A 14,312-nucleotide genomic window follows, 5' to 3' on the forward strand; every position below is an offset into this window, starting at 1 on the left:
ATATCCATTTAGACTTCTGAGCCGTGGGTAGTTAAAGCGTCGAAAAGCTCTTGTGTGCGCATAGATACTAAGAACCAAGCATTATTGAAAATGTATTCACAATAACGAACGGCATGTATCTGTTATTGGTACTACACTTAAAGGCTAACCAACCAAACCACCTATAGGAAAGAGAAGAATATGCGGGGAGTTGTTATGGTTGCCGCCGGTGAGGTCGTGGTGCAAGATGTGCCAGAGCCAACCATCGTTGAACCAACTGATGCCATTGTAAAAATTGCTGCTACGTGTATCTGTGGATCGGATTTGTGGCCATATCGCGGCCATGATGCAGTACATAATCAGCATATGGGACACGAATACGTCGGTGTTGTCGAGGCTATTGGCAGTGAAGTAAAAACTATTAAGGTCGGCGATTTTGTCGTGGGTTCCTTCTGTTTATCGTGCGGTGAGTGCGAAATTTGCCGGTCCGGGTACCCATCTAGATGTATTAAGGGCGGTTTTGTCGGTGGTGCCCAAAGTGAGAAAGTTCGTATTCCACTAGCCGACGGCACTTTGGTTGCTACTCCAGCTGCACCTTCTGCTGAGTTGATCCCGCACCTTTTGGCAGCATCAGATGTATGAGGTACCGGTTGGTTTGCAGCTGATGAAGCTCAAGTGGGTCCAGGTCGGATTGCCGCAGTAGTTGGCGATGGTGCGGTAGGTCTTTCTGCGGTGATCGCGGCAAAAGAAATGGGTGCCGAACGTATTATTGTTTTTAGTCGCCATGCAGATCGTCAACGTCTTGCCCGTGAATTTGGTGCCACCGATATTATCGAAGCCCGTGGGGAAGAAGGTGTTGCCCAGCTTAAGGAATTAACTGGTGGCTTAGGGGCACACTGCGTTATTGAAGCTGTGGGTAGTAAACAAGCTATTGAGCAGGCAATTGGTTCGTGTCGACCTGGTGGACATATTGGGTATGTGGGAGTTTCCCACGATGCCACTTTGGATATGGGTGGATTGTTCTTCTCCCAGGTGCACCTTATGGGTGGCCCAGCGGCAGTACGTAAGTTCTTACCGCAGATGATTGAACTTATCTACCAGGGCAAGATCGAACCGGGCAAGGTTTTTGATCAGGTATTGCCACTAGAGCAAGCGGCAGAGGGTTATCGGATGATGGATCAACGTGAAGCAACAAAGGTTTTGCTTACCGTCTGATACCTTTCATGTTTGATACCTTTAGTTGAGTAACCAGACGTGCAATCAGACAAGAGCGAAAAAATGCAGGTTATCCATGGGATAGCGGTTGATAGTTATGGGCGTTGCGCACATTATCATAGTGAGAATGATGTTGTGGCTAATAAATGCGCCACATGCACTACCTGGTGGGCATGCTACCAATGCCATGACCAAGTAAGTGATCACTCTTTTGGGCGCATGCCACTATCTGAAACAGCCGTGCTCTGCGGGATCTGTCATACCGTGATGGATTACTACACTTATTCTGCACGTAGCTCTTGTCCTGGTTGCAGGCATAGCTTTAACTCTGGATGTGCACTACATGCACACGTATATTTTCAGCTTGATCGCTAACCATTGGCGCAGGTTAAAGCACAGGTTAATAGGTGTAGAGTTAGTCCAGCATGAGTACGCGCCGAAGTGTTGCCGCATCAATATCTATGGCCTGAGCAAATTTTTCCGGGGTTGGGTCGTCGTCAAGCTGATTAATTCCACCCAAATAAGGAATTCCGGTCAGCTGTGGCAACTCCTTAATATTCAGAATGGTGGCAGTATCTATAAGCGGTACCGGAACTAACCCGCCGATAAGTCCCACCACATTCAGCCCACGCCGAGTGGCAGCCTCCACACTCAGCTCAGCAGCATTAAGCGATCCTAATCCCAATGAAGTCACCATAATCACTGGTGAATCCAGTTCGCGAGCCACATCAGCAATAGTGAAATCCTCAGCTAACCGCACCAATAACCCACCGGCGCCTTCAACAAGCACAATTTTATCCGAGGCATCCAAGGCACGAATCTGATCAACAATTACTTCCAACTTTGCTGGATGCACATGTGCGCGCCGGGCAGCAAGATGCGGGGATAAAGGTTCGGGGAAACTATAGAACTCATGGGTTTTTACCCCACTAAGCTTTTCGACGGTTGCTACATCCCCCATCCCCACAGTAGTACCTGTTTGTACCGGTTTGACCACACAGACTTCGTGAGTATCAGCTAAAAGTGTGGCAAGAGCAGCACAAGCAATAGTTTTTCCGACATTGGTATTAGTACCAGTGATAGTAATAATCATTTTAATGCTCCTGAACAATAGTTGTTATAGCAGTACAAATGTGATGTATTTCTTCTGGAGTGCAGATAAAAGGCGGCATGGTATAGAGCAATTTGCCAAAGGGGCGCAGCCATACTTTGTGGCTTAGTGCTACTTGGTAGGCTGTTGCCATATCAACGGTATTTTTTAGCTCAACTACACCAATTGCTCCCAACACACGTACCTCGTTAACCTGGTCTAAATCCTTTAAAGGAGCAAGCTCTTGTTTTAGTTGGGCGGCAATAGCAGCTACTTTGTCCGCCCAATCACCTGTGGCAACAAGTTCTAGGGTGGCTGCTGCGATTGAAGCGGCTAGTGGATTAGCCATAAAAGTAGGGCCGTGCATGAGTGCTCCACCACTTGCTGGGGCGTTAATCCCGTGGGCGATCTCATTGGTGCATAAGGTGGCGGCAAAACTGAGCATGCCACCGGTTAAGGCTTTACCAACACAGAGAATATCTGGTGTAATTCCAGCATGTTCGCAAGCGAATGTTTTTCCCGTGCGATAAAAACCGGTGGCGATTTCGTCGGCAATGAAAACCAGACCCTGGTTTTTGCATAGTTGATGCATGCCGCGCAGTACAGCAGCATCGTGAAACCGCATGCCACCGGCACCTTGGACGATTGGTTCGACAATAATTCCAGCTACTTTATCGGTAATAAGTTCTGCTACTTCAGCTAGGTAGCAATCAATTGCTTCTTCACTGGCGCCATGTGCTGGGGGAGCAGGTGCGAAGATCGTGGGGGTTAGTTGCTGTGTCCATAGTGAATGCATTCCGGTATCTGGATCGCACAAGCTCATAGTGGCAAAAGTGTCGCCGTGATACCCTTTGCGCCAAGTTAAGAAGGTAGTGCGTTCTGGATGTCCGATACCACGCTGGTAATGTAGACACATTTTTAGAGCAACCTCGACAGCCACCGAACCCGAGTCGGCGAAAAACACTTTGGCTAAACCTGCCGGGCTGAGTTCGAGTAGGCGCTGGGCGGCATGAACAGCTGGGGGATGGGTAAGTCCACCAAACATGACATGGCTAAGTGTATCTATTTGGTTATGCGCCGCAGCCACTAATTGCGGGTGGCGATGGCCAAATGCCGCCGACCACCAGGAACTCATGGCATCAATAACTTGATGTGAGCCGCCTTGCTTATCGACGATCGTTAGATACGCACCCTCATTTGCGGTGACGAGTAGGGGATCAATTGCTGCTGGACTGGGGGAATACGGGTGCCAGATATGGGCTTGGTCATAAGCAATGTAATTAAGCATGGGGTATCTCTTAGGGGGGTAAAAATAAACACTGTTCAAAAATCTTGCTCAATATGTCATACCACGCTTTGCGATAGTGCATACTGTTAATGCCATAATTAATTGAACAGTGTTCAAAAATGGGGGTACCAGCCTAAATATGAAAAAAGAAACAAAAAATATAACAGCTGCTACAGCTACTGAATCAGCAGCTGCTACGACAGTGGATGTAGTGGAAGAAACAATAACTGCAGATAGATCGACTACAGCAACGTCGGCACGAACACCCTGGCAATATCCACGGGCTACGTGGTCGGTGGTAAGCATTGAGGCTTGGGAGCGCTTTAGTTTCTATGGACTCCAAGCAATTATGGTGTTCTATCTTTATGCGGCTAGCGCTACTTTAACTGATGACGCTACGCCACCAGCTGGTGGTTTTGGTTTAGGTTTTAGTGAACAGAATGCAACGGCATTAATTGGTGCCTATGGCGCAATGGTGTACTTATGCACTTTTATTGGTGGCTGGATTGGTGATCGTTTACTTGGTCCAGAGAAAACGCTGCTAGGTGGAGCGTTAATGGTCACTATTGGGCATTTAACAATGAGCCTTATTCCTTCGATCGGTGGCCTGGCAATTGCGTTATTACTCATTGCACTTGGTTCTGGAGCAGTAAAAACTGCTGCTATTACCGTATTGGGGTGGGCATATCAGGATAAGGCTGTTGCTCGTGATGCTGGTTTCCATCTTTTCTATAGTGGTATTCAAGTAGCCGCAATAGCTGGCCCACTATTAACTGGTTGGCTGGCGTTTCGTTATAACTACCATGTCGGTTTTGGCGCGGCGGCTGTGTTAATGCTGATTGGTCTAACACTGTATCTTGTTATGCATCCACGCATGTACGAGGGTTTATCGGATGATGCTGTGGTTGGAATTACTCAGCCAACCAATCAGGTTTCTTACCGGGTTGCTTTATGCTGGTTGGCAGTACTCCTTTTTAGTTTTACTCTACTTATTTATTTGCTGTGGCAAGAAGTTGTCTCTTTTGCTGGCTTGGCGACGCTCTTTTTTGCCGGCACTTTATGTGTGGCAGTCGGTCTTTATCTGACGATGTATCGTTCTAAGGCGACCAGCATCTCTGAGCGACGTACAATGGTTGCTTATATTCCGCTCTTTTTTGCTTCTTGTGGTTTTTGGACGGTTGCGCATCAGCTTTATGGCGTATTAGCTGTGTATTCGCAGCAGCGTGTTCAGCGGGTGATTAATGGATTTGAAATTCCAGCAGCATGGACATCGGCGCTTAACCCGATTTTCGTTATTGTCTTAGGCGTTCCGTTTGCATGTGTGCTCACGTATTTAGCGCGAAAAGGCGTTACCGTGCCTACGCTGACCATGATGCCATTAGGGGTTGTGATTGCTGGTTTGGGATGGTTGCTCTTTATTCCTTTTGCTGGTGGTCAGGCAAATTCCACTCCGTATTACATTTTGGTTCTTGTTATTGCGATAGGTTCAGCTGGCGAATTATTTATTGGCCCGATTGGGATGTCGGCAACGGTGGCACATGCGCCAGCGGCATTCAAGACTCGATTTTCCGCACTGTTTTTTCTTACCCTAGCTGTTGGGGCTTCTTTAGCAGGAGTTTTTTCGCAATTTTATAGTGCAGAACAGGAAGTACGCTATTTCCTTAGTGTTAGTGGCCTGGCAGTAGCCATGGGTTTAATGAGTTGGATTTTGTACCTTGCTTTGCGACGCCTTAAGTAGCGGATTGTAACAAATTGGATAATATTGCCAGGATCTTTATATTCTTAGCGATTTTTAAGTTTTTTGCCTGAAAAAAGGTTAGCATAGCTATATGATTTAAAGGTGGTGGTGAAAACACTTTGTGGAAGATTGAATAAACCCCGAAAACCTAATCAATTATCAAAAACCTATTATGAATAGTAAATGAAGAGTGTTACCTATCTATGGAATTTGACGGTTCTTTACTACTGATTAAATTCCCTTGCAGTGACCGACATGTTATTTCATTATCAAAAGTAATTGAATGTATGAAAACGTTAACGGTTACTGTAAATATAGGTAATACTAACATTTTCTCAAGGTAGGGACGATTTTTAGGCTTTTATCGGCGTTATTTTAGTTGGACACAATCAATAATAAAAATTTATTTATTATTGTCACCAAAAATAGCAAAGACTGTTTTGGCCAATCTTCTTAACAGATTGATAAAGCAAGTAGCTGCCAAAGCAGGCGGTAGGACGTGCTTATCAATTCTTACCCCCTCCTAAAGTGTGAGTAGTTCATACTTATAACCAGCACATTTCCCCTTTCGTGCTGAACTTTAGGAAATCCCTCATGTCAGTAAAGAAAGGATTACGATCCATGTACATCAAGACGTCGATCGGACGCCGTGTTGTATGCAGTGTGGGTGTAGCAGCTCTTTTAACTAGTGTTGCCGCTATCCCTGCAACCGCACAAGAGCCAGTTCCTGTTGCCGATAGTATTGTTGCACCTGCTGCGAGCAATAATGGTTTCGGAAATATTGATTCCAAGCGTAAGGGATCAATTACGATTCATAAACACGAGCACCAACAAGGTGATCAGGTTAAGCCGGGTAATCCAGAAACTGGTGAGTATCAGGGTGATCCGAAAGAAGGCATTTCCGGTGTTGAATTCACCTACTACAAACTTGGTCTTGATCTTAAAAAGGATAATAAAGATTGGGATAAGTTAGGCGAGTTTAATAAGTCTGTGCCTCAGGATGCTTGTACTCCTGATGGGTTGAAAAAACTTAAAGAAACATTCCCGTCTATGGATTCTCAAGGGAAGAAGGTTGTTACCGATCAAGAAGGTAAGGCAAAAGTTGATGATCTTGATCTAGATGGCTATCTTATTTGCGAAACCAATGCGCCGGCAAATGTTATTGATAAGGCTGCTCCATTTATTGTGACCCTTCCTTATCCTTACGCTTCGGACGGGCAAGAAGATTCGGATAAAACAACCAAGTGGATTTATGATGTCCACGTCTTCCCAAAGAATGCTAAGACGCGGCTAAATAAGACAGTCGAACAACAGCAGAATCATGGTTTTGGTATTGGTTCTGAGGTCCATTTCCCAGTTACGGCAGAGGTACCTCGTATTGCCGAGGGTAGAACGTTTAAGCATTTTTATTTGGTAGATCCGATGGATCCGCGCTTTAAGAAAGATTCACTTAAAGTTTCTTCCGTTACTCTTGATGGTAAACCTCTGGAAGAAGGGGATTATACCGTTACTGTTAAGGATCATATGGTGACGGTTTCCTTTACTCGCCAGGGTTTGGAAAAGTTGGCTAAGAGTGCAGGGAAGAAAGTTGTGGCTGTCTTTTCTGGTGAGCTTGAAAAGTTGGATGCAGAAAAGCGTGAATATGGTCGGATCCAGAACCGTGCATATATTTATACTGACACTCAACCAAAGCCAGATGACGATGTTCCGCCAGAGCCTCCTATCACGCCTCCAACTATCCCACCAACTGATCCACCAAACGAGGATGATATTCCACCAAACGTAACGCCAGAGGTAAAAACCTTCTGGGGTAACTTGGTAATTAAGAAGATTGATGCTGCTGATAAGAAAACGGGCTTGGCGGGAGCGAAGTTCAAAGTCTATGCAGCGAAGAATCCATATCCTAATAGCTCGGGTGAGTGCAGTAAAGAGTACGATCCTAAAGATGTTGTTAAAAAAGCTGGTAAAACTGGTGAAGATTTAGAAGTAACCACCAATGACCAGGGTACGGCTGAATTCCAGGGACTATTTGTTTCTGATGATCAAAATGATCCTAAATCTAAAGGTTTCCGCTGCTATGTTCTGGTAGAAACCGCTGCACCTGCTGGTTTTGTTACTCCACAAGGCGAGAATGCTGCACATGCAGTAGCAGTTGAAATTGGTAAGACTCCAGAAAACGAGTATGGTGCAACAATTTCAAACGTTAAGCGGGATGTTCCAGAAATCCCATTAACCGGTGGCCGAGGCGTTACCTTGATGCTACTTGCTGGTGGCATTTTAATGATTATCGCTATCGGTGCAGGTGTTGTAGTTGTTCGCCGCGCACGTGACTAGTAACTACAGATTCAGTATGAGACTGCATAGAAAACTATGTTGATCCGAACATGCTGTGAAAATATGTAGTCAAGCTCGGAAAGATAATGAGCAATGAAGCAGTGCCACGCCCGGTATATACGTGGTGCGTGGTACTGCTTGAAAAATAGTGATCTATTTTATAAAAATTACTTACCCGCTAGGGATGCTCAGAGCAGGGAAATGCCACGACTGTTTAGTGGTAGCTGTTTAAAAGTAGAATAATGCACCGACGATTTAATTATGAATACCTATAGCTACCTGCACATTAAAGATAGAATATATAGGTTTATTTATATATTTGTGTTGTTGTAATGCTGTGATTCCAGTTACTTGAGTGTCCTTGATTATGGAACTTTTGCTTCACTATTGTTGCTAAAACAGCGCCTTAATATTGCAAATTGGCATTGATATTGCTCATGAAGGGGCTAAAGCAAAATTTCCTTATTCGATTCTTATCTTTTTAGTTGGTATTCTAATTGTCGGTTTCCTTTTTTGGCGTGCTGGATTCATAGCCAAGAAGCGGGAAACGGAAAACAAGGATGAGGATGCATGACTGTAACTGATGTTGCGCCGGTCAAGAAAAGCCCAGTTTTAGCTTTAATCTTGATGTGCATATGCGCGCTTGCTGGCGTGTGTGTTATGGCTTTCCCATTGGTTGCAACGCAGTTGAACAATTGGGAACAGGCGAAGATAGCACAAAACTTCCCTGCGCCCAATGAATCGGATTATGTTATCGCGCAGCAAGCTATGGAAGAAGCACGAGCATATAATGACCGTGCTATCCAGTCCGTAACTCCTTCGGATCCATGGTCAGGTGTGGATCCAGCTAGCTCACCAGAGTTTGAAGAATATTTAGGCGTTCTTAACCAGTACCCAGCAATGGCTCAGATAAGTATTCCAAGTTTATCTGTGAATTTGCCGGTATATCACGGAACATCGGATACTACTTTGCTAAAAGGCGCAGGTCATCTTTTTGGTACCGCTTTACCTGTTGGTGGTGTTGGTCTTCGTCCCGTTATCACTGCACATACCGGTTTGCCGGAAGCAACGTTATTCGACAACCTAGACAAAATTAAGATTGGCGATGCGGTATATCTTCGCACTATTGGTGAGGATTTTAAATATGAGGTAATCAATAGGGAGATAATTCTTCCGCATGAAGTCGAACGTATTGCCCCAGTGGCAGATAAAGACTTAATTACACTTATCACATGCACACCCTATGGAATTAATACACATCGTATACTTATTACGGCAGAGCGTCGTCCTATGGATCCAGTAGAAAGCAAAGAGGCTTTCACTGGAAACGGTGTGGTTATTCAGTGGTGGATGAAGATCGTCATCGCCTCAATTATTGGATTACTCCTTATACTCGTCACACTGATGTTGTGGGCACTAAAACTCCGCCGTGAAAAGAAAGGTCACATTGGATGAAACTGGCAAAGAAAGTGAGCGTGGGGTGCGCAGTTGCCCTCGCCCTGACCCTGGGTGTTTCAACCCAGGCACCGACAGCATTAGCGCGAACCATTACAGGTGACATCGCTGATCTTAAGATCGAAGATATCCAATGTGAAAACGAAGGATCAATTACCGTCATTAAAAAACCACACGGTATTTACTCAGGTATTTCCTTGGATAAGCTTCCTGAGGGAATTATCTCCGGCTCTGTCTTTGAAGTAACTCGAGTAAGCGGCATTGATTTAACCACCAAAGAAGGTTGGGATCGTGCTTCCTCGATTACTCTTGAAGAAGCAAAGAAGCAGCTAGAAAACACCACCCAAAAGGCCACTACTAACCGTGAGGGTCGGGCTACTTTTAGCGGACTTACCCAGGGACTGTACTTGGTACATGAGGTAGGCCCAGCACAGAAGCACAGAGGCTTCTGGTCTTCACAAGACATGCTGGTTACCGTACCAACTGGTGGCCCAAGTGGTTGGGATTGTGGAGTAGAAATCATCACCAAGGATCGCCCAAATGATCCAGATATTCCTGATCCTCCTACCACTGTTACTACTACTCGAGTAGTTCCACCAAGCCCACCAGCTTCGACGGTACCGCAACCAGATCCACAACCGACTACTTCGGTTCCAGATAAGTCAAAGACTCAGCAGCTTGCTCGTACTGGTGCTAGCGTGATCTCTATTCTGATTCTTGCTGGTGCTCTTATTGCACTAGGCGCATGGCTTGTTCGTCGTAATAGAAGAGATAATCTCTAAATTTTAAAATGAGACTGCCCTAGAGAAGAAAATTCTCTAGGGCAGTTTTTGTTTATCGTTGAGGCAGATAGACAGGATTAGATTAACTAGCAAAGCAGGCCACGTGGTCTATTTCTAATGGAGTTAGCGCTTATCTATGAAGTAGCCGGTAGAAGTAGTTGCAAATACGTAAAACTCACCATTGTGTGTCCTTAGAGATGGGATAAGGGCTAGTTGTATGCGCGGAACGCTAAGTGGGTCGGTTTATTGTGAGATACGGGTTTTGATTTAGTTTCTTATAAGGTGCGGTATCTGTGATGCTAATATTTTTCCGCTGGCATAAGAATTGAATGTGTATTAACCGTTTATTTTTATGATTGTGACCTGTGTAGAACACAAGTTTTTAAATACATATTCTGTTATCAGAGTAGAAAAAGCCTTAAGCAGAACATCTCATATTTAAAGAAGATAAAAGATACTGCAGACAATATTGGCTGCAGTATTCAGATTTTCTTTAGTTCATACAAGTTAGTGTTTTGCTAATAGATCTCGTTATATGGGTTTACCGCTTGAAAATTAAAAACATAATGTTTTTAGGAGGCATTACAAGGGAAAAATAATAATGGGTATCCAAGGATTTACCTTGGATACCCATTATTTGTTATCCGTTATCCGCGACGGCGCTTAAGGAATGTACCTGCACTAATTAGTGAGATAGCACTTATACCTAGTGCGAATAAGATAAATATATAGGAGCCACGGCCACCGGTTAACGGTAGATTAATGCCTCTACCGATGTGGTTAACAAAGGAACCAGCATCAACGACACCTTGTTCGGAGATGGTGAAGTAGTGTTCCTTCTTTTCAAGCTTATACCCTGCAGGAGCCTGCACTTCTTGTAACTTGTAGGTACCAAATTCAAGGTTTTCAACCCGGAATTTACCGCCAACAGCGTCTTTATCGTATCCAGTACAAGCTTGTTCGGTGCAGTCTTCAATGCGTATAGCTTCCTGACCAGCAATTGGTTTATGATCTTCGGTTACCTTGACAATTGTCCACACCGAACCAGTCAGAGCATTCTTTTCTGGATCAATCTTTTGCCATATGACGTTGCCAGTAATGGGCTTATTGTATTGATCTTTGAGCTTGATGGTGGTGCCAGTTTGATCTGAAGTAATAGTGACTTCTACACCATTTCGTAGCTCTTCACTGATCTGATAGCCTGCTGGAGCTTTTGTCTCGCGTAGCAGATAAGTACCTACCTCAATATCCTTAACCAAGAACTCACCGGCGGTAGCATTTTCGTCCCGGACACCTTCATTAGTGTTGGTCTTATCGACGATAGTAATTGCATTCTTTTCATCTGCTTTACCATCCTTGACTGGGACTAGCGTCCACTCGGAACCACCTAGTAATATCTCAGCTTTTTGCTCTGGAGTAGCAGCGGCAAGCTTGCGCCAGTTTAGGTGCGCAGTGGATTTATCATTGGTGATCTTACCGATATTCAAGCTGATAACACGTTCTTTGCTATCAACTTGCCACTTCCTGGATACCTCATCACCTATTCCAGAAATGGTATAACCGTCTTCTTTAAGTTCTAGCGAGATAGTCTCTTTCCGAAGACTATAACCAGCTGGGGCAGTCTTTTCTTTTAAGGTATAGCGTCCGTTACCAGGATCAACAATAGAGAACTTACCTGCTGTTGGATCAAGGTCAGGCCCCTTACACGGTGCGGTGGTGCAATCCTCGATAGTGACTTCTTTGTTATTTGGGTAGGTCAGTGTCCATACTGAACCAGCCAAGGGCTGAGAAGTTTTAGAATCAACTTTTTCCCATTCGATACGTGCTGGGATATTTTCGATTTTTCCGAGGTCAACTTTATTCTTGGACTCAGATACCTCGACTTCTTTTTCAACCGGCTTGCTTAAGCGGTATCCGGTTGGCGCCTTTGTTTCGATTAGAACATATTTACCTAGCGGAATATCCTTTAAGGTGAAGTGACCAGCTTCTTTATTTGCATCCTTCTCGTCATTGTCTTTCACCGTAATTGCTTTTGTTTCATCGCGCTTACCGTTAATGATTGGAATGAGCTTCCATGAAGAACCATCCAGCGGCTTAGAGTTTTCATCAACCTTTTCCCATGAGATCTCTGCTTGCGAAGGCTTATTGGTAATAACACCGTCGTTAACAGGGTAGGGACGCTCGGAGGAATCGTCGATAGTAAATTCAATGGGATCTTTCCGAAGCAGATAGCCTTCAGGCGCCTTTGTTTCAGTCAGGGTATAAGAACCATAGGGCAGACGAGGAACTAGGAACTCACCAGCGGCAGGATTAGTATCGGCATAATCAAGTTCGCTGAGGCGATTTTGTTCCTTGATTTTCTTAAGGCAGTCAGCACTAGTTGGGGTGGTGCAAACGAAGTCTTCAATGGTTGCCAAAACTTTAGGGTCACCTTGTTTACGTAATTCCCAGGTACTACCAGCTAGACCTGATGCTTTATCTTTGCTTTTATCAGCATCTTTTTCAGAAATTTTCTTCCACTTGATGTCGCCGCTAGCTTCGTTGGTGTACGTACAAGAGATAAGTGGGTGGTCATGTTTGGCACTGTCAGGTACTTCGAATGTCCACGCTCGGGTATTATCTGGAACTTCGGTAAGTTCTATCTTTTCTTTTGTTTCTTCATTGGTACAGGTTACAGAGGAACGATAATGATCCAAATTCGCTGAGATAGCACCCTCATTAGCAGTACCACTTTCTTGGATTCGGTAGCGTTTGCCCACGATAGCTGGAATTGGGCCAGCATATTCTTTTTGGATACCTGTTGATGAACCCGTGGTAGTGGCACTCGTGAGCTCTTTATCTTTGGTGGTGCCAAGATCTTCACGGAAAATGTCGAGCTTGAATTGATCAGTTGGTTTATCGCGCGAGATAATGTTCTTCTTTAGCTCGACGGTGGGGATACGGATACAGGAAGCTAGGTCTAACCCCATAGTCCATGTGCGGTTACCAGTGCCAGAATAAAGAGTACTACCGCTATTGGAGTCCAATTTTTGGATAGTAACGGTACCGGAACCGAAATTTGTTGTTTCCGCATACATATTGCCATCAGCAGCAAATGCTAAACCATTATAAGTTCCCCCGATACGCTGGAATTTATCGAGGTCACGGACATTTTGGGAAGCAATTTCATAGTTTTCATTTGCGGTAGAAAGTGGTTTTTCCTCATCAGCATAGACTGCACCATGTGCTTCTGCTTCTGTCAAACTTTCTGCGGTTACTGGTATTACACGTACCACGTTGTAGGTGGGGTTGTGGTACAGAATGTACATATTGCCATCTTGGTCAAAGGCAAGATCACCATTATGGAGTTCGTTATAAAAAAATGTTTTATATGCGACAACATAACCTAGGTGGCCAACTTGTTGGGTGGCTGGATCATACATAAAAAGGTGAAAGCGAATTTCATACTTTCCTTTATCAAGTACTGCTTTATAGCCACCGAAGTAGTACTTATCATCATTAGCTGGGTTTGTACCACCGGCGATAAAAAAGCGACTACGGATAATAGGTGTAGAATTGAAGTAGGTTCCTACTGTAACTTTATTTGTGGTGGCATCCCATTGGTAAATGCCTGTTGATTCAAAAATCTTGGTCACCTTATGCGGTAGTTCTAGATGAACGGCATAAGCTTTTTTACCATCATCACCAATTGCTAGGCCATTAAGTGGCTGTCTTGTAGGGACGTTTTTCGATAGTCTTCCGTCAGGATTGTTTGGCGGTAATAAGGTTGAAAAATCAACAAGAGGCTCTGTGCTAGGGGTAAAACCTTTACCTGTGTCTTCAATATGGTAGACCTTGCCGGCTTGAGCGCTATGAGAAGCAAGAGAATAAAAATTACCCGGTGTGCATTGTAATGGACCAGATGCTTGAGGGAGATCTGAGAGTTCTAATTCGGTAGCAGGGTCGGCACTTTTTTCCGTGGACTCGTTTTTTTCCGTGGGGGTTGTTGTGTCTTCGTCTAGGTCAGGGTCATCTATATCTAAATCTGGAGAGAGATGTTCTCCGGTTTCGTCGAATGGATCTTCTGGTATTTCTAAATAGTCGTATTCGTGCGCGATTGCGTCTTCTGCTATTGGTTCAGCAGTAGTGTGTAGCGGATACGCAAATGTTGACGCAGCTAATAAAGCGCTAGTAGCAGTTATGACAGCTATGCGATGAGAGAACTGAGCAAACACTGAGGATCGTTCCTTAAGGTGAGGGGATTTGAACGACTCTTCACGAAGGCATCAAGTAAGTAAGCGCAAAATTATGGTGACTAACTAACGGTAAAACAGTTTTTCTTAAAAATATCTGGTCTAAATACCTGATGCATGCGTGAAGTCCGTTCACCATATAGGAGCATGGCCAGATTATGATATGTGCTACCTCGGGTAAAAATCTTTGATTTGGGCC

Annotated in this window: 8 protein-coding genes and 1 pseudogene; 6 read left to right on the forward strand and 3 right to left on the reverse strand. The window is 44.6% G+C overall.

What is annotated here, in order from left to right; genetic code table 11:
* Positions 1-180: 180 nt before the first annotated feature.
* Positions 181-1,194, forward strand: a pseudogene (locus UL82_RS00185) (zinc-dependent alcohol dehydrogenase family protein).
* A 63-nt stretch (positions 1,195-1,257) separates the two neighbouring features.
* Positions 1,258-1,569: a CHY zinc finger protein gene (locus UL82_RS10730; protein WP_083966359.1), complete on the forward strand. Its 312-nt coding sequence runs from the start codon at positions 1,258-1,260 to the stop codon at positions 1,567-1,569.
* A gap of 40 nt (positions 1,570-1,609) precedes the next feature.
* Here the strand turns inward: UL82_RS10730 and bioD are convergent, their stop codons facing one another.
* The gene (gene bioD / locus UL82_RS00190) at positions 1,610-2,287 is read right to left on the reverse strand and encodes a dethiobiotin synthase (protein ID WP_046438287.1); all 678 of its coding nucleotides are present in this window, start codon (positions 2,285-2,287) and stop codon (positions 1,610-1,612) included.
* Between the two features lies 1 nt (position 2,288).
* Positions 2,289-3,572: an adenosylmethionine--8-amino-7-oxononanoate transaminase gene (locus UL82_RS00195; protein WP_046438289.1), complete on the reverse strand. Its 1,284-nt coding sequence runs from the start codon at positions 3,570-3,572 to the stop codon at positions 2,289-2,291.
* Positions 3,573-3,711: 139 nt separating this feature from the next.
* Here UL82_RS00195 and UL82_RS00200 point away from each other — a divergent pair, with 139 nt between their 5' ends.
* The 4 genes from UL82_RS00200 to UL82_RS00215 all read left to right on the forward strand — a co-directional run bounded on the left by UL82_RS00200 (position 3,712) and on the right by UL82_RS00215 (position 9,881).
* A complete protein-coding gene (locus tag UL82_RS00200; RefSeq protein ID WP_083966360.1) occupies positions 3,712-5,310 on the forward strand; it encodes a peptide MFS transporter in 1,599 nt (532 codons plus the stop codon).
* 594 nt (positions 5,311-5,904) lie between these two features.
* Positions 5,905-7,644 (forward strand): SpaH/EbpB family LPXTG-anchored major pilin, encoded by a 1,740-nt coding sequence (locus UL82_RS00205; protein ID WP_232009493.1) that lies wholly within the window; start codon positions 5,905-5,907, stop codon positions 7,642-7,644.
* Positions 7,645-8,214: 570 nt separating this feature from the next.
* Positions 8,215-9,099, forward strand: coding sequence for a class C sortase (locus UL82_RS00210; RefSeq protein ID WP_046438292.1), 885 nt, complete (start codon positions 8,215-8,217; stop codon positions 9,097-9,099).
* Positions 9,096-9,881, forward strand: a complete 786-nt coding sequence (locus UL82_RS00215) for a pilin N-terminal domain-containing protein (RefSeq protein WP_046438293.1) — start codon at positions 9,096-9,098, stop codon at positions 9,879-9,881. The genes UL82_RS00210 and UL82_RS00215 overlap by 4 nt, the downstream gene beginning before the upstream one ends.
* Positions 9,882-10,528: 647 nt before the next feature.
* Here the strand turns inward: UL82_RS00215 and UL82_RS00220 are convergent.
* Positions 10,529-14,095 carry a SpaA isopeptide-forming pilin-related protein gene (locus UL82_RS00220; RefSeq protein ID WP_046438294.1) on the reverse strand — a complete coding sequence of 1,189 codons (3,567 nt, stop codon included), beginning with the start codon at positions 14,093-14,095 and terminating at the stop codon, positions 10,529-10,531.
* Positions 14,096-14,312: the final 217 nt, after the last annotated feature.

The organism is Corynebacterium kutscheri, from assembly GCF_000980835.1.
Lineage (GTDB): Bacteria > Actinomycetota > Actinomycetes > Mycobacteriales > Mycobacteriaceae > Corynebacterium > Corynebacterium kutscheri.